This is a genomic window from Rhodococcus sp. 11-3 (assembly GCF_023704055.1).
Classification (GTDB): domain Bacteria; phylum Actinomycetota; class Actinomycetes; order Mycobacteriales; family Mycobacteriaceae; genus Rhodococcus; species Rhodococcus aetherivorans.
In genome coordinates, this window is the sequence record NZ_CP080406.1 from 2,669,043 (window position 1) to 2,684,742 (window position 15,700).

Genomic DNA, 15,700 nt, shown 5'->3' on the forward strand with positions numbered 1-15,700 from the left:
CCGCGTAGCTACGAAAGAAGGCGAAACGTGACCAGCCCCGTCGGTTTGGGCATGCCCGAAGTCCCCGCCGTCCTTGCGCCCCGGCGCAAGACCCGTCAGCTGATGGTCGGCGACGTCGGCGTAGGCAGCGACCACCCGGTGTCGGTGCAGTCGATGTGCACCACCAAGACGCACGACATCAACGCGACGTTGCAGCAGATCGCCGAGCTCACCGCGTCCGGCTGCGACATCGTCCGCGTCGCATGCCCGCGGCAGGAGGACGCCGACGCGCTCGCCGCGATCGCGAAGAAGAGCCAGATCCCGGTCATCGCGGACATCCACTTCCAGCCGCGCTACATCTTCGCCGCCATCGATGCCGGGTGCGCCGCCGTGCGCGTCAACCCCGGCAACATCAAGGAGTTCGACGGCCGCGTCAAGGAGGTCGCCAAGGCGGCCGGCGAGGCAGGCATCCCGATCCGTATCGGCGTCAATGCCGGCTCGCTGGATCCGCGCATCCTGAGCAAGTACGGCAAGGCCACGCCGGAAGCGCTCGTCGAGTCCGCGCTGTGGGAGGCGAGCCTGTTCGAGGAGCACGGCTTCGGCGACATCAAGATCTCGGTCAAGCACAACGACCCGGTCGTGATGGTCGAGGCCTACCGCCAGCTCGCCGCGCAGTGCGACTACCCGCTGCACCTGGGCGTGACCGAGGCCGGGCCCGCCTTCCAGGGCACGATCAAGTCGGCCGTCGCGTTCGGTGCGCTGCTGAGCGAGGGCATCGGCGACACCATCCGGGTGTCGCTGTCGGCGCCGCCGGCCGAGGAGATCAAGGTCGGCACCCAGATCCTGCAGTCGCTGAACCTGCGGCCCCGCAAGCTCGAGATCGTCTCGTGCCCGTCGTGCGGCCGGGCGCAGGTCGACGTGTACACCCTGGCCAACGAGGTCACCGCCGGCCTCGAGGGCATGGAGGTGCCCCTGCGGGTCGCGGTCATGGGGTGCGTCGTCAACGGCCCCGGTGAGGCCCGCGAAGCCGACCTCGGTGTCGCCTCCGGCAACGGCAAGGGCCAGATCTTCGTCAAGGGCAAGGTCGTCAAGACCGTCCCCGAGGCCCAGATCGTCGAGACGCTGATCGAGGAGGCCATGCGCATCGCCGAGGAGATGGAGGGTGACGCCGGCACCGGAAACCCGGTGGTCTCCGTCGGCTGAACCGGTTCGGCGGGCGCAGGACTCCCGCGCGGCCCCGGCTTCTGGCAGTCTGATTGCGTATCCGCAGTCGACAGGTGGTGGGACGTGCTCAAGCTTCTGGGAGTCCGGTCTCTCGGTGGCCGTGACACCGCACACGTGTTGCGGGTGCTGGCCCGCGATCCGGTGGCGGCGTGCATGGTGGCCGGCCGGATCGAGGAGTACGGCCTCGATTCCCGCGCCGTCGGCGGCGACATGTGGAGCCGGGGCGGGCCCGACGACTCGTTGTGCTTCTCGGGGGCGAACCTCGTTCCGCTGCTCGGCGACCGCGACGATCTGCACGCCTTCGCGGACCGCGCCGCCCGCGGCCCCCGCCTGTGCTCGTCGCTCGTCGGCCGGGCCGAACTCGCGTTGCCGATGTGGGAGGTCCTCCAGCCGGAATGGGGTCCCGCGCGCGAGGTGCGGGCCGAGCAGCCGCTGCTGGTACTCGACCGGGAACCGTGCGTCGTCCCCGACCCGCTGGTGCGCCGCGTGCGGCCGGAGGAGATCGACGCCTACATGCCGGCCGCGATCGCGATGTTCCGTGAGGAGGTCGGCGTCGACCCGTGCGCGGGCGACGGGGGCTCGGGCTACCGCCGCCGGGTGCAGAGCCTGATCGCCACCGGACGGGCGTGGGCCCGCTTCGAGCACGGCCGGGTCGTGTTCAAGGCCGAGATCGGCTCCCAGTCCTCGTCGGTGGGGCAGATCCAGGGCGTGTGGGTGGATCCCGGCAGGCGCGACGCCGGCCTCGGCTCGACCGGCACCGCGGCCGTCGCCGCCGCCGTCACCGCCGGCGGCCGGCTGCCGAGCCTGTACGTCAACAGCTTCAACCACCGGGCCCGCGCGGCCTACGCCCGCATCGGTTTCCGTCAGGTCGCGACGTTCTGCACCGTGCTGCTGGACTGAGGGGCCGCTCCGCCCGGCCCGTGTCGCCTCCCCGATCCGCGTGGCCGCCGGTCCTACGATGACGGCGATGAGAACTCGATCCGCCCGCGTCTCGGCCCCGCTCGTCCCGGCACCGCGTCGACTGCTGCGGCGCGGGGCGGTCCTGGTGGCCGCCGTCGCGCTGGCCGGCGGTGTCGTCGCGTGTACCCCGAAGCCGGCCGGCCCCGAGCCCGCCGCACAGGAGTTCCTCACCGACTTCGCCGACCGGGACTTCGCCGCGGCCGCCGCCCTGACCGACCGTCCCGAGCCGGCCGAGGAGGCGCTGGCGGAGACGTGGGCCGGACTACAGGCGGAGACGCTGGCGGTGGACACCGACGGCGTGCGGATCGACGGGGACACTGCGACGGTCACCTACGTCTACGAATGGGGCCTGCCCGGTGAGCGCGTGTGGCGGTACTCCGGCGAGATGAACATGGGCCGCAGCGGGAACGACTGGGTGGTCCGCTGGACCCGGTCGAACCTGCATCCCCAGCTCGGCGATCGGCAGCGGATGCAGCTGCGGACCAATCCCGCCCCCCGCGCGCGCGTCAACGAGCATTCCGGCTCGGATGTGCTCGTTCCGGGCATCGTCTACGGTGTCGGTTTCGACGCCACGGCGGCCGGCGACGTCCGGGGTGCGGCGCGGGCGTTGTCGGCGGCGCTGACACAGTTCGACCCGTCGCTGACCGCGCAGTCGATCGCCGAGACCGCGACCGCCGCCGAGGGCGCCCACTCGGTGGTGCGGCTGCGTGAGGAGGACTACGAACGCGTCGCCGGCACCCTCGCGGCGATTCCCGGCGTCACGATCACCGAGCAGGCCGACCTCGTCTCCACCGACCGCAGCTTCGCCCCCGATCTGGTCGGCCAGATCAAGAAGACCGTGATCGACGAGGTGGACGGCAAGGCCGGGTGGAGCGTGGTCGCCGTCAACCAGAACGGCGTCGACACCGGTGTGCTCACCGAGACCCCGCCCGAGCCGGCGCCGTCGTTCTCCATCAGCCTGGACCGTCCCATCCAGGTGGCGGCGCAGGCCGCCGTCGACGCCCGCGCGGAACAGGCGATGATGGTGGTGATCGAGGCGTCCACCGGCGCGGTCCTCGCCGTCGCCCAGAACGAGGCGGCCGACCGCGACGGACCGGTCGCGCTGGCGGGGCAGTACCCTCCCGGCTCCACCTTCAAGATCATCACCTCGGGCGCCGCCATCTCCAGCGGTCTCGCCACGCCCGGCACCATGGTGGCCTGCCCGGGACGGATCACGATCGGCGAGCGCAGCGTCCCCAACTACAACGAATTCTCGGTCGGCACCGTGCCGATGGCGACGGCGTTCGCGCGCTCGTGCAACACCTCGTTCGCCAAACTCGCCTCCGAGATGGCGCCCGACGCCCTCACCGTCGCGGCCGCGCAGTTCGGCATCGGACCCGAGTACGAGGTGGTGGGCATGCCCACGTTCTCCGGGTCGGTGCCGCCGGCCGAGGACCTGGTCCAGCGCGCCGAGGACGGCTTCGGTCAGGGCAAGGTCGTCGTCAGCCCGCTCGGGATGGCCCTGGCCGCCGCGACCGTCGCGCACGGCAGCGCACCCGTGCCCTACCTGTTGCAGGGACGCGAGACCGCCGTCACCGGCGACCGGCCGCCCGTCACCCCGGAGATGATCGACGGCCTGCGCGGCATGATGCGGCTGGTGATCACCAGCGGCACCGCCGACCGCATCCGCGACCAGGGCGAGGTCTACGGCAAGACGGGTGAGGCCGAGGTCGAGGGTGGCTCCCACGCGTGGTTCGTCGGCTACCGCGGCGACCTGGCCTTCGCCACGCTCGTCGTGCGCGGCGGCAGCTCCGACAACGCCGTCGCCGTCACCCGCGACATGTTCGCGGCCCTCCCGGAGGGGTACTGACCGGCCCGGGCGGGGGTTGCCGGCCGGCACCCGGACGAGCCACCGGCCGGGTCGCTCAGGGCAGCAGACCCAGGCGCCGCGCGGACACCACCGCCTCGTGCCGGGTGTGGGCGTCGAGCTTGCCCATCGCGCTGCGCAGGTAGCTCTTGACCGTCTCCGGGCCGACCGACAGCCGGTCGGCGATCTCGGCATTGGTGCATCCCAGTGCCACGTGCGCGAGCACGTCGGTCTCGCGCGGCGAGAGCACCACGTCGGTCGGTTGCGGGGCCGGGCCGCCGAGCGCCCCGGCCAGCCGGTCCGACAGCGCCCGCAGCTTGCGCTGCAGGCCGGCGTCCTCCACGGACTGGGCGAGGCCGCGCAGTTCCGCGTGCACGTCCCGGATCTGGGCCGCCGCGACCGGGTTCTCGGACGGCCGATCGAGGGAGCCGAGCAGCGCCAGCCGCCGGTCCACCTCGTCCCGGATGGCGATCTCGCTGCTGAGCCGGCGCGCCGCCTGCACGAACGCCCCCACCGCGCGATCGCCGAGCGGTGAGCACTCACGGATCGCGCCGTAGAGGACGGCGCGGGCCGCCCCTCCCACCATCACCGGCACCGCGAGGATCGACCGCAGCCCCTCGCTGAGCACGGGCCGGTCGAAGTGGTGGGTGATCGACGACGACCGGCCGTAGTCGGGCACCGTCGCCGGCCGGGCCCGGTCCACCACGAGGCCACCCAGGCCCGCCCGCGGCGGCACCACGACCCCCTCGAGGCCGTTCGTGCGGGTGCCGAAGAACTCGGTCAGGTGCAGGTTTCCGTCGCGGACCTCCCCGGCGAACACGACGGGAATCAGTGCCTCCGCCGCGGTGCGGCGGAGCTCGCCGCGTAGTGCGTCGCTGTCACGGGGACGAAGGAGAGGCGAGGTGCCGGCCGGCGCCATCGGTCACCCCTTTCCGGGGGTATCGGGACGTACTTGTGACTTGGATCATAAAGGAATCGATCCTCGGGACGTTCACCCCGGGGCGCTTCACGAGAGGACGGATTCGATGACCACCGAGACCACCGCGCGTGCGTATTCCGAGCAGGAGGCACGAGTGCGGGAACTGCTGGACCGCTACGACACCGCCGACGCGTGTGCCGCACAGCTGCTGTGCGACGGGCATCCCGCGGACGCCGTCGCGTTCACGGTGGTCGAGGCGGACCTGAGCGCGACCGATCTGACCTTCGGTTACCTGCGCGAGCAGTCCTCCCGCTTCGCCGCGGCCCTGGCCGACCTCGGCGTCGAGCCGGGCGACCACGTCGCCACCCTGATGGGCAAGTCCGCGGACCTGGTCGTGGCGCTGCTCGGCATCTGGCGCCGCGGTGCCGTGCACGTGCCGCTGTTCACCGCGTTCGCACCCCCGGCGATCGGTTTCCGGCTGCAGGCAAGCGGCGCGAAGGTGGTGGTCTCGGACGCCGACCAGGTGGGCAAGCTCGCGCCCGGCGAGGACATCCCCGCCGACGCGCCCTGGCAGATCGTCGTCGCAGGTCACACCGAGGGCGGTGCCGCCGGCATCGGAGTGAGCTTCGCCGACCTGGTGGCCTCGCACGACGCGGACGATCCGCGCGGTGCCGCGGTCGCCGTCGGCGGGCACGGCGGACTCGTGCAGCTGTTCACCTCCGGCACCACCGGCACTCCGAAGGGCGTGCCCGTGCCGGTACGGGCGCTCGCGTCGTTCCACGCCTACCTGGACTTCGGCCTCGACGTGCGTGAGGACGACGTGTTCTGGAACGCCGCCGATCCCGGCTGGGCCTACGGGCTGTACTACGCGCTGCTCGCGCCGCTGGCCGCCGGGGTGCGCAGCCTGCTGCTGCATGCCGGGTTCTCCGCCTCCCTCACCTGGCAGGTGATGGAGAAGTTCGGGGTCACCAACTTCGCGGCCGCGCCCACCGTCTACCGCAGCCTGCGAGCGGACTCGGCGCCCGTGCCGGAGTCGATCTCGCTGCGCCGCGCGTCCTCGGCCGGCGAGCCGCTCACGCCCGACGTCGTGGCGTGGTCGGAGCAGACCCTCGGCGCGGTGGTGCGCGACCACTACGGGCAGACCGAGCACGGCATGTTCGTCGTCAACGCGTGGGCCGACGGGCTGCGCGAGGAGGTGCGGCCCGGGTCGATGGGCAAGCCGCTGCCCGGTTGGTCCTGCGCCGTGCTGTCCGACGACTCCGACGAGATCGCCGCCCCCGGCGTGCCCGGGCGCGTGGCGATCGACACCCACGCCAGCCCCCTGCTGTGGTTCACGGGTTACGTGGACGCCCCGGAGAAGACCGCGCAGCGGTTCACGGAGGACGGCCGCTGGTACCTCACCGGCGACGCCGGGCAGGTCGACGAGGACGGCTTCTTCTACTTCTCGGCCCGCGACGACGACGTGATCATCATGGCGGGCTACCGGATCGGCCCGTTCGACGTCGAGAGCGTGCTGGTGATGCACGAGCACGTCGTCGAGGCCGCCGTCGTCGGCATGCCCGATCAGCTGCGCGGTGAGGTGCTCGAGGCGTTCGTGGTGCTGCGCGACGGTGTCGACGGCACCGACGAGCTCGAGGCGGAGCTGCAGCAGCTGGTCAAGCGCAAGTTCGCGGCGCACGCCTACCCGCGGACCGTGCACTTCGTGCCCCAGCTGCCGAAGACGCCCAGCGGCAAGATCCAGCGCTACATCCTGCGCCAGGGCTGAGCCCCCGGGTGGGGGGCGGTGCGGCCGCCGGGCCGCGTCGCCCCCCGCTGCGCGGGGCCTATTCTGGTGGGCATGCCTGTTCGCACCGCACTCGTCCCCGGAACCGTCTCGCCTGTCCGTGCCGTCCCCAACGGGATCGAGCGACCGGAGTACGCGTGGAAGCCGACGGCGAAGGAAGGTCACGAGCCGTGGGTGCAGACCCCGGAGACCATCGAGAAGATGCGGGTCGCCGGCCGCATCGCCGCGCAGGCACTGGCCGAGGCGGGCAAGGCCGTCTCGCCGGGCGTGACCACCGACGAGCTGGACCGCATCGCCCACGAGTACATGTGCGACCACGGCGCGTACCCGTCCACGCTGGGCTACAAGGGCTTCGCCAAGTCGTGCTGCACGTCGCTGAACGAGGTGATCTGCCACGGCATTCCGGATTCGACGGTGATCGAGGACGGGGACATCGTCAACATCGACGTCACCGCCTACATCGGGGGAGTGCACGGCGACACCAACGCCACGTTCCTGGCGGGGAACGTCTCCGAGGAGCACCGCCTGCTGGTCGAGCGGACCCGTGAGGCGACGATGCGGGCGATCAAGGCCGTCAAGCCGGGCCGGGCGCTCAACGTCGTCGGCCGGGTCATCGAGGCCTACGCGAACCGGTTCGGGTACGGGGTGGTGCGCGACTTCACCGGTCACGGCATCGGCGAGACGTTCCACAACGGGCTGGTGATCCTGCACTACGACCAGCCGTCCGTCGACACCGTGCTCGAACCGGGAATGGTGTTCACGATCGAGCCGATGATCAACCTCGGCACGGTGGACTACGAGATCTGGGACGACGGCTGGACCGTGGTCACCAAGGACCGCAAGTGGACCGCCCAGTTCGAGCACACCATCGTGGTCACCGACACGGGGGCGGAAATCCTCACGCTGCCGTGACTCGGCCGGGTGCCGGCGGCGGCGCCGTGTCGCGTACCGTGCTTCGGCATGGAACCGACTGACGTGGCGATCCCGGCCGGCACCTTCACCGTTCGCATCGACGGCCCCGAGAGCCGGCACGCGGTGCTGTTGCTGCCCGGCGCCGGGGAATCCGCCGACGTCTACGACGCGGTGTGCGAGCGGCTGCACCATTCGGATCTACGCACGTTCGTGCCCGAGACCATCGAGGGTCTCGACGTCGCGGGCGTGCACGCCCTGCTCGACGCCCTGAAGCTGCCGTGGGTGCACCTCGTCGGCAGCGGCGCCGGGGCGGAGCTGGCGTGGGCCGTCGCGTCGGGCCGGTTCGGCCGGTTCGCCAGCCTCGTCGTCGCCGACCGGGGCCATCCGGCGGTGCCGGACGCCGAGGGCGTCGTGCGGGACGCGAACGCCGCCCCCGCCGAGGTGCCCACCACCGTGCTCGTGGGCAGCGCTGCGCGGCGCGCGGAGGCCGACGCCTCGATGCGGTACGTCCTGTCGGAGTTCCGCGTCGTCGAGCTGAGCGGGGTGGGCAACATCCCGGCCGAGGCGCCGGCGGAGCTGGCCAGCGCGATCGCCCTGCGCACCGGCAGCTGGTAGCAGCGGGCGGCTTCGCCGCCGGTGTGTCCTTCGGGAGGCCGGAACCGCCCGAAGGACGCACGCGGCCTACAGACCCAGCAGCGCGTTCTCGACCAGTTCCGGCAGGGCCGGGTGGATCCAGTACTGGCCGGTGGCCGTCTCTCGCGCGGTGAGACCGAAGCTCATCGCCTGGATCAGCGGCTGGATCACCGACGACGCCTGGGCGCCCAGGATGTGCGCGCCGAGCAGCTTGCCCGTGGCGCGGTCGGCGATCACCTTGCAGAAGCCCTCGGTGTCCTCCATCGCCCAGCCGTAGGCGACGTCGCCGTAGTACTGGATCTTCACCGCGACGTCGTAGCCCTGGGCGCGGGCCTGCTCCTCGGTCAGCCCGACCGTCGCGATCTGCGGGTCGGTGAACACCGCGGACGGCACGAAACGGTGGTCCGAGCGGCGCAGCGCGGAGGTGTCCCCGCCCCACGCGTCGTGGAGCAGGTTGTGCTGCACGACCCGGCCCTCGTGGTTCGCGACGTGCTTGAGCTGGTGCGACGACGAGACGTCACCGAGCGCGAAGACCCCGCGCGCGGTGGTCCGCTGGAACTCGTCCACGACGATCCGGCCGTCCTCGTGCAGCGCGAGCCCGCCGGCGGCGGCGTCCAGTGCGTCCCCGTTGGGCGTGCGTCCCACCGCGACGAGCAGCGCGTCGCCGCTGACGGTGGTGCCGTCGGCCAGGTCCACCTCGACGCCGTCGCCGACGGCGCGGAAGGCGGTCGCGGGGTTGGACAGGTGCACGTCCCACCGGTCGGTGGCCAGACCGGTGAAGTGCTCGGCGAGGTCGTGGTCGAGGTGCCGCAGCAGCTGACCGGTGCGGGCCAGCACCGACACCCGGGTGCCGAGGGCGGAGAAGACGTGGGCGAACTCCATCGCGATGAACCCGGAGCCGAGGATCACGAGCGACTCGGGCAGCTTCGGCAGCCGCATGATGTCGTCGTTGGTGTAGTAACGCACCCCGCCGTCGAGTACCTCCTGCGGGATCACGGGCCGCGCGCCCGCCGCGACGACGACCTGGTCGGCGGTGATGATCTCCCCGGTGCCGGTGTCGAGGGCGCGCTCGCCGACGAACCGGGCGTGCCCGCGGTGGACGGTGACGTTCGCGCAGTCCTCCGTGCGGTAGCGCTCTCCGCCTGCCGCGATCGGGTCGATCCGGCCGAACACGCGGTCGACGATGTCGTTCCACCGGACCCCGTCGACCGTCGCGTCCACCCCGTACTTCGCGGCCTTGCGCACGGTCTGCGCGACCTCCGCCGCGTAGACGTACATCTTGGTGGGGATGCAGCCGACGTTGAGGCAGGTGCCGCCGAAGGTGCCCTGCTCGAGGATGGCCACCTTCTTGCCGTCGTATCGCTCGTCGACGATCGAGTTTCCGGATCCGGTGCCGATGATGGCCAGGTCGTAGTGGCTCACTGTTCTCCCGTAGTCAGGTTCGCGCGGACGGTCACAGGGTTCTGCTGTGACCGTCCAACCAGTCCAGCCACAGATCCAATTCCCGGAATGCCACCTCGAGGACCTCCGGTGTGGAGAGGAACACATCGTGGCGGGCACCGGTGATCGGGACGATCGTCGTGCGGTCGCCCAGGCACCCGGCCCAGCGGGCGATCTGCTTGACGTCGAGGACCGCGTCGGCGGTGTCCACCGCGGGGTCGTACGCCGGGGCCCAGCGCGTGTCCTTCGACCGCAGGATCAGCGACGGGACCCCGACGTCGAGGCCGCGGTGCAGCCGCGCGTGGCCGCGACGGACCGCGCGGAGCCAGCCGAACGTGACGGGGAACCCGGCCAGCGGCTTCCAGTCCAGGTCGTACTCCCACTGGCCGTTGGCGTTCCTGTGCAGGCTCATCCCGTAGGTGTCCAGGCTCTGCCCCGGGATGACGGCTCGGCTGCGGACCCGGCCGACGGTGTCGACGGCGACGGTGCCGAGGCTGCGCAGGATCGAGGGCCCCTGCAGGTCGAACCACGGGCTGTTGAGGATCAGGCCCTGGATCCCGGCGCCGCCTGTGCCGCCGGGCCGGCGGTTCAGCCGGTCGAGCCACAGCGGCAGGACCAGCCCGCCGGTGGAATGCGCCACGAGGAGGATGCCGCCGCCGACCTCGCTGCGGACGACCCGCAGCGCCTCCTCGAGCTCGGCGTCGTAGTAGGTCAGGTCGGTGACGAAGTGCGGCGTCTGCTCCGGTTGCCGGGAGCGGCCGCACTTGCGCAGGTCCAGGGCGAAGAAGCGGTACCCCTGGGCCGCGAAGTGCTCGGCGAGGTGCTGCTGGAAGAAGTAGTCGGTGAATCCGTGCACGTAGATCACGGCACGGTCCGGGGCGGACTCGCCGCCGGGGTAGACGGACGGCTGATAGCGGACGAGGGTGGCGGTGACCTCGCCCTCGCCGTCCGGATCGGGGCCGAGAGGCAGCGTGAGCTGCTCGTATCCGTCGCCGAGGATATCGGGCATCCAAGTAGTCACGATCACACTGTATTGGTCACTACGCGGACCTGTCGTGGGGGCACAATTGGGTGAAGACAAACGCCGGACAACGCGCGGGTAACCTGTTCGTCGCAGTCGGCGCGGCCGCGACGTCGCCGGGATCCGCGAGTGCAGCGAGACCCGGCCGACGAGCACGGACGTGCACGGGACACTCACGCGGAGCAGTGCGGAACGCAACGGCGCGTGCGAACAGACAAGGAAGTCGATCCTCCAGTGTCAGAGAACGTGGTAGAGGCCAAGACCGATGTAGTGCTCGTGGGTGCGGGCATCATGAGCGCGACGCTCGGCGCAATCCTGCGCCGGCTGCAGCCCGACTGGTCCATCACCGCCTTCGAGCGGCTCGACGCCGCCGCGGCGGAGAGCAGCGATCCCTGGAACAACGCAGGCACCGGTCACTCGGCGCTGTGCGAGCTGAACTACACGCCCGCCAAGCCGGGCGGTGGCGTGGACATCACCAAGGCGATCAACGTCAACGAGCAGTTCCAGGTCTCGCGCCAGTTCTGGGCGTTCGCGGTGGACAACGGCATCCTCACCGATCCCAAGAACTTCATCAATCCCGTTCCGCACGTCAGCTTCGTCCACGGCGCCGACAACGTGAAGTACCTGCGTGCCCGCTACGACGCGCTGGCCGGGCACCCGCTCTTCGCCGGCATGGAGTACTCGGAGAGCCCCGAGTACTTCTCCGAGCGGTTGCCGCTGATGGCGCAGGGCCGTGACTTCTCCGAGCCCATCGCGCTGAACTGGACCCAGGACGGCACCGACGTCGACTTCGGTGCCCTCACCAAGCAGCTGCTCAACAACGTCGCCGCGTCGGGCGGCACCGTGCACTTCGGCCACGACGTGACCGACCTGGACAAGCAGTCCGACGGCAGCTGGATCGTCAAGGTCCGCAACCGCCGCACCGGCCAGGCCCGCAAGGTGCATGCCCGGTTCGTGTTCGTCGGTGCCGGCGGCGGAGCGCTGCACCTGCTGCAGAAGTCGGGTATCGCGGAGGCCAAGGGCTTCGGCGGTTTCCCCGTCTCCGGCCAGTTCCTGCGCTGCACCAACCCGGAGCTGATCGCCATGCACAGCGCGAAGGTGTACGGCAAGGCGGCCGTGGGTGCGCCGCCGATGTCGGTCCCGCACCTCGACACCCGCGTGATCGGCGGCAAGCAGGGCCTGCTGTTCGGCCCGTACGCCGGCTGGTCCCCGAAGTTCCTCAAGAACGGCAAGCTCACCGACCTGCCCGGCTCGGTCAAGCCCAACAACCTGCTGTCGATGATCGGCGTCGGCCTTACCGAGATGGGTCTGACCAAGTACCTGATCGGTGAGCTGATGCAGTCGCCGCGCGACCGCATCGGCACCCTCGGCGAGTTCGTGCCGCGGGCCCGCATGGCGGACTGGGAGCTCATCACCGCCGGTCAGCGGGTGCAGGTGATCCGCCGCAAGGGTGCGGGTGGAGTGCTCGAGTTCGGCACCGCTGTGGTCAATGCCGGCGACGGTACGATCGCCGGTCTGCTCGGCGCGTCCCCCGGCGCCTCGACCGCCGTTCCGGCGATGCTCGACGTCCTCGAGCGCTGCTTCCCCGACCGGTGGACGGCGTGGCAGGACACCCTCAAGGAGATGGTGCCGTCCCTCGGGGTCAAGCTCTCGGACGATACCGCGCTGTTCGACAAGGTCTGGCGCTGGGGCACCAAGTCCCTGCAGCTCGATGTCGCCTCCGCGGTGGAGGCCACCGCCCCGGCGGAGCCGGCGACGGTCTGACCGCCCGTCCTCCGATGCGGCCTGCGAGGGTCTCGGCCGGGTCCGGCCCTCGCGGGCCGCGCCGTCCGCCGGAACGCCGTGGCGCCCGCGCCCCGGCGGGATACCCTGATCCCAGTCGCTGAGAGGGGCGGGGCTGTGGGCACCGGTATGGAACGGATCTGGCTCGACAGCTACGCCGAGGGGGTGCCGTCGGACATCGCACCCCCCGAGCACTCGCTGGTCGACATGCTGGAGGCGTCGGTCGCTCGGTTCGGGCCACGTCCGGCGCTCGAGTTCTTCGGCGCGGAACTGACCTATTCGCAACTCGGCGACCGGGTGCACCGTGCCGCGGAGGGGCTGCGACGGCTCGGCGTGCGCCCCGGCGACCGGGTGGCGCTCGTCCTGCCGAACTGTCCGGAGCACGTGATCGCGTTCTATGCGGTCCTGCGGATCGGCGGCGTGGTGGTCGAGCACAATCCGCTCTACACCGGCGAGGAGATGGCCCACCAGTTCGCGGATCACGGCGCCACGGTGGCGATCGCCTGGGACAAGGTCTGTCCGCTGCTGCAGCGGATCGCCGGGGACACGGCCGTCGAGCACATCGTGGCGGTGAACATCACTCGTTCGATGCCGTGGTCCAAGCGGCTCGCGCTCACCCTCCCCGTCCCGAGAGCGCGCACGTTGCGGGACGCGCTGACGGGGCCGGCGCCGGGAACGATTCCGTGGCAGCGGTTGCTGGCCGACGGACCCCTCGACCCGGAGCATCCGCGCCCCTCCGTCGGCGATCTGGCGGTCGTCCAGTACACGAGCGGCACCACCGGCACCCCGAAGGGCGCGATGCTCACGCACTCGAACCTCGGCGCCAACGCCGCGCAGGGCCGCGCCTGGGTGCCGGGGCTGGTCGACGGCGCAGAGGTCGTCTACGCGGTGCTGCCGATGTTCCACGCCTACGGGCTCACCCTGTGTGTGACCTTCGCGATGAGCATCGGCGCCCGTCTGGTGCTGTTCCCCAAGTTCGACGTGGATCTGGTGCTCGCCGCCGCGAAGAAGCACCCACCCACGTTCATGCCCGCGGTGCCGCCGATCTACGAGCGCCTCGCCCGCGCGGCCCGGGAGCGGTCGGTGGATCTGACGTCGGCGCGCTGGTCGATTTCCGGGGCGATGCCCTTGCCGACGGAGACACTGGAACTGTGGGAGGCGGTCACCGGGGGCGTGCTGGTCGAGGGGTACGGGCTGACCGAGACGTCGCCGGTCGCGGTCGGCAATCCCATCGGACTCGCCCGCCGGCCCGGTGCCGTCGGAGTTCCCTTCCCGAGCACCGAGATCCGGGTGGTCGATCCGGCCGACCCTGAGCGCGACGTCGAACCCGGGCAGCGGGGAGAGCTGCTGATCCGCGGACCGCAGGTGTTCTCCGGATACTGGAACAAGCCCGAACAGACGGCGGAGGCGCTGCTCGACGGCGGCTGGTTCCGGACCGGTGACATCGTCCAGGTCGACCGCGACGGATTCGTCACGGTCGTGGACCGGATCAAGGAACTGATCATCACCGGTGGCTTCAACGTCATGCCGTCCGAGGTCGAAGCGGCGCTGCGGCTGTTCCCGGGAGTAGTCGACGCCGCCGTGGTCGGTCTGCCGACCCCTGACGGCAGCGAGGAGGTGGTGGCGGCGGTGCTGGTCTCGGGCGACGACTTCGACCCCGAGGCGGCGCGGGAGCACTGCCGTTCGCGCCTGGCCGCCTACAAGGTCCCGCGGCGTGTGGTGGTGGTGGACGACCTGCCGCGGTCCCTGATCGGGAAGGTGCTCCGCCGGCAGGTCCGCGAGTCCCTCCTCGTCGGCTGAGTCCTTCGGACGCCGTGCGTGCCGGGCCTGCGGCGTCCCTCACGATGTTCGTACGGCGGATGGCGCCGCGATCGGCCCGGCCCGTAGTGTTTGTGCGTTCCCCGCAGCGTGATGCGCGTTGCACAGTGCCGAAAGATGGGAAGTGCCGGTGTCCAGTGCTGCCGATGACGAGACCAACTACCTGGTCGGGCTCAATTTGCGGGGCCGGCGAGTAGTGGTGGTCGGGGGCGGTACCGTCGCACAGCGACGGCTCGGTCTGCTCGTGGCCGCCGGTGCCCACGTGCACGTGATCACCCGTGCGGCGACGCCCGCGGTCGAGGGCATGGCCACCGCCGGGCAGGTCACCCTGGAACTGCGCGACTACCGTGACGGGGATCTCGACGGCGCCTGGTACGCCATCGCCTGCACCGACGAACCGGACACCAACGCCGCGATCGTCGCCGAGGCCGAACGTCACCGCATCTTCTGCGTCCGGGCCGACAACGCCCGCCGCGGCACGGCCGTCACCCCGGCCACCGCCCACTACGACGGGATGACCGTCGGTGTGCTGGCCGGCGGCGACCACCGCCGCTCCGCGGCCGTGCGCACCGCGATCCGCGAGGCCCTGCAGTCCGGTGCCGTCGTCGCCGACGCCGAGCCCGCCCGCCCCGGGGTCGCGCTGGTCGGTGGCGGCCCGGGCGATCCCGACCTGATCACGGTCCGCGGGCGGCGCCTGCTGGGTCGCGCCGACGTCGTCGTCGCCGACCGGCTGGCCCCGCCGGAACTGCTCGCCGAGCTCGGCCCGCACGTCGAGGTGATCGACGCCGCCAAGATCCCCTACGGCCGGGCGATGGCGCAGGAGGCCATCAACCAGGCGCTGATCGACGGCGCCAAGGCCGGAAAGTTCGTCGTCCGGCTCAAGGGCGGCGACCCGTACGTGTTCGGCCGCGGCTACGAGGAACTCGAGGCGTGCGTCGCCGCCGGAGTGCCCGTGACCGTCGTCCCCGGCATCACCAGCGCCATCTCGGTGCCGTCCGCGGCCGGGATCCCCGTCACCCACCGCGGCGTCACTCACGAGTTCGTCGTGGTCAGCGGCCACGTGGCGCCCGACCACCCGGATTCGCTCACCGACTGGGGTGCGCTCGCCCGCCTGCGCGGCACGCTCGTGCTGCTGATGGCGGTCGAGCGGATCGAGCAGTTCGCCGCCGCCCTGCTCGAGGGCGGCCGGCCCGCGCAGACCCCGGTCACCGTGATCCAGGAGGGCACGCTGCGCACCCAGCGGGTGCTGCGCGCCGACCTGAAGACCGTCGCCGCCCGCGTCCGGGAGGAGCAGATCCGCCCGCCGGCCATCATCGTGATCGGGCCGGTGGCCGGGTTCGACATCGGGCCGGTGGCCGGGGTCGCCCCGGGCGCTCGGTAACG

General features: G+C 71.5%; 12 protein-coding genes. 9 read left to right on the forward strand and 3 right to left on the reverse strand.

Annotated elements, in window-relative coordinates; genetic code table 11:
- The first annotated feature begins 27 nt into the window (after positions 1-27).
- From ispG to KZJ41_RS12770, 3 genes are all read left to right on the forward strand, one after another.
- Entirely contained in the window at positions 28-1,182 is a 1,155-nt protein-coding gene (ispG, locus tag KZJ41_RS12760; protein ID WP_006937431.1) for a flavodoxin-dependent (E)-4-hydroxy-3-methylbut-2-enyl-diphosphate synthase, read from the forward strand.
- Between the two features lie 84 nt (positions 1,183-1,266).
- The gene (locus KZJ41_RS12765) at positions 1,267-2,103 is read left to right on the forward strand and encodes a GNAT family N-acetyltransferase (protein WP_006937430.1); all 837 of its coding nucleotides are present in this window, start codon (positions 1,267-1,269) and stop codon (positions 2,101-2,103) included.
- A 67-nt stretch (positions 2,104-2,170) separates the two neighbouring features.
- A complete protein-coding gene (locus KZJ41_RS12770) occupies positions 2,171-4,012 on the forward strand; it encodes a penicillin-binding transpeptidase domain-containing protein (protein ID WP_084648639.1) in 1,842 nt (613 codons plus the stop codon).
- Between the two features lie 55 nt (positions 4,013-4,067).
- On the opposite strand, the gene KZJ41_RS12775 is transcribed toward KZJ41_RS12770, so the two are convergent.
- A complete protein-coding gene (locus tag KZJ41_RS12775) occupies positions 4,068-4,928 on the reverse strand; it encodes a LuxR C-terminal-related transcriptional regulator (protein ID WP_006937428.1) in 861 nt (286 codons plus the stop codon).
- Positions 4,929-5,034: 106 nt separating this feature from the next.
- Between KZJ41_RS12775 and KZJ41_RS12780 the strand changes: the two genes are divergently transcribed.
- The 3 genes from KZJ41_RS12780 to KZJ41_RS12790 all read left to right on the forward strand — a co-directional run bounded on the left by KZJ41_RS12780 (position 5,035) and on the right by KZJ41_RS12790 (position 8,238).
- The gene (locus tag KZJ41_RS12780; RefSeq protein ID WP_065922641.1) at positions 5,035-6,693 is read left to right on the forward strand and encodes an AMP-binding protein; all 1,659 of its coding nucleotides are present in this window, start codon (positions 5,035-5,037) and stop codon (positions 6,691-6,693) included.
- A 72-nt stretch (positions 6,694-6,765) separates the two neighbouring features.
- Complete coding sequence (gene map / locus KZJ41_RS12785; protein ID WP_065922640.1) at positions 6,766-7,623, forward strand: type I methionyl aminopeptidase; 858 nt, start codon at positions 6,766-6,768, stop codon at positions 7,621-7,623.
- Positions 7,624-7,671: 48 nt separating this feature from the next.
- Positions 7,672-8,238 carry an alpha/beta fold hydrolase gene (locus KZJ41_RS12790; RefSeq protein WP_029543250.1) on the forward strand — a complete coding sequence of 189 codons (567 nt, stop codon included), beginning with the start codon at positions 7,672-7,674 and terminating at the stop codon, positions 8,236-8,238.
- A gap of 66 nt (positions 8,239-8,304) precedes the next feature.
- On the opposite strand, the gene mtr is transcribed toward KZJ41_RS12790, so the two are convergent.
- Positions 8,305-9,678: a mycothione reductase gene (gene mtr / locus KZJ41_RS12795; RefSeq protein ID WP_102800118.1), complete on the reverse strand. Its 1,374-nt coding sequence runs from the start codon at positions 9,676-9,678 to the stop codon at positions 8,305-8,307.
- 31 nt (positions 9,679-9,709) lie between these two features.
- A complete protein-coding gene (locus KZJ41_RS12800; protein WP_029543255.1) occupies positions 9,710-10,717 on the reverse strand; it encodes an alpha/beta hydrolase in 1,008 nt (335 codons plus the stop codon).
- A gap of 234 nt (positions 10,718-10,951) precedes the next feature.
- Between KZJ41_RS12800 and mqo the strand changes: the two genes are divergently transcribed.
- The 3 genes from mqo to cobA all read left to right on the forward strand — a co-directional run bounded on the left by mqo (position 10,952) and on the right by cobA (position 15,698).
- On the forward strand, positions 10,952-12,481 hold the full coding sequence (mqo, locus tag KZJ41_RS12805; RefSeq protein WP_072635112.1) for a malate dehydrogenase (quinone): 1,530 nt from the start codon (positions 10,952-10,954) through the stop codon (positions 12,479-12,481).
- 135 nt (positions 12,482-12,616) lie between these two features.
- The gene (locus KZJ41_RS12810) at positions 12,617-14,299 is read left to right on the forward strand and encodes a long-chain-fatty-acid--CoA ligase (protein ID WP_082120233.1); all 1,683 of its coding nucleotides are present in this window, start codon (positions 12,617-12,619) and stop codon (positions 14,297-14,299) included.
- Positions 14,300-14,441: 142 nt separating this feature from the next.
- Positions 14,442-15,698 carry a uroporphyrinogen-III C-methyltransferase gene (gene cobA / locus KZJ41_RS12815; protein WP_373566473.1) on the forward strand — a complete coding sequence of 419 codons (1,257 nt, stop codon included), beginning with the start codon at positions 14,442-14,444 and terminating at the stop codon, positions 15,696-15,698.
- Positions 15,699-15,700 lie beyond the last annotated feature (2 nt).

Excerpts from the sequence above, each read along its gene's own strand:
- KZJ41_RS12770 (WP_084648639.1), top strand. The coding sequence starts at position 2,171 with ATGAGAACTCGATCCGCCCGCGTCTCGGCCCCGCTCGTCCCGGCACCG.
- KZJ41_RS12775 (WP_006937428.1), bottom strand. The coding sequence starts at position 4,928 with ATGGCGCCGGCCGGCACCTCGCCTCTCCTTCGTCCCCGTGACAGCGAC.
- KZJ41_RS12780 (WP_065922641.1), top strand. The coding sequence starts at position 5,035 with ATGACCACCGAGACCACCGCGCGTGCGTATTCCGAGCAGGAGGCACGA.
- map (WP_065922640.1), top strand. The coding sequence starts at position 6,766 with ATGCCTGTTCGCACCGCACTCGTCCCCGGAACCGTCTCGCCTGTCCGT.
- KZJ41_RS12790 (WP_029543250.1), top strand. The coding sequence starts at position 7,672 with ATGGAACCGACTGACGTGGCGATCCCGGCCGGCACCTTCACCGTTCGC.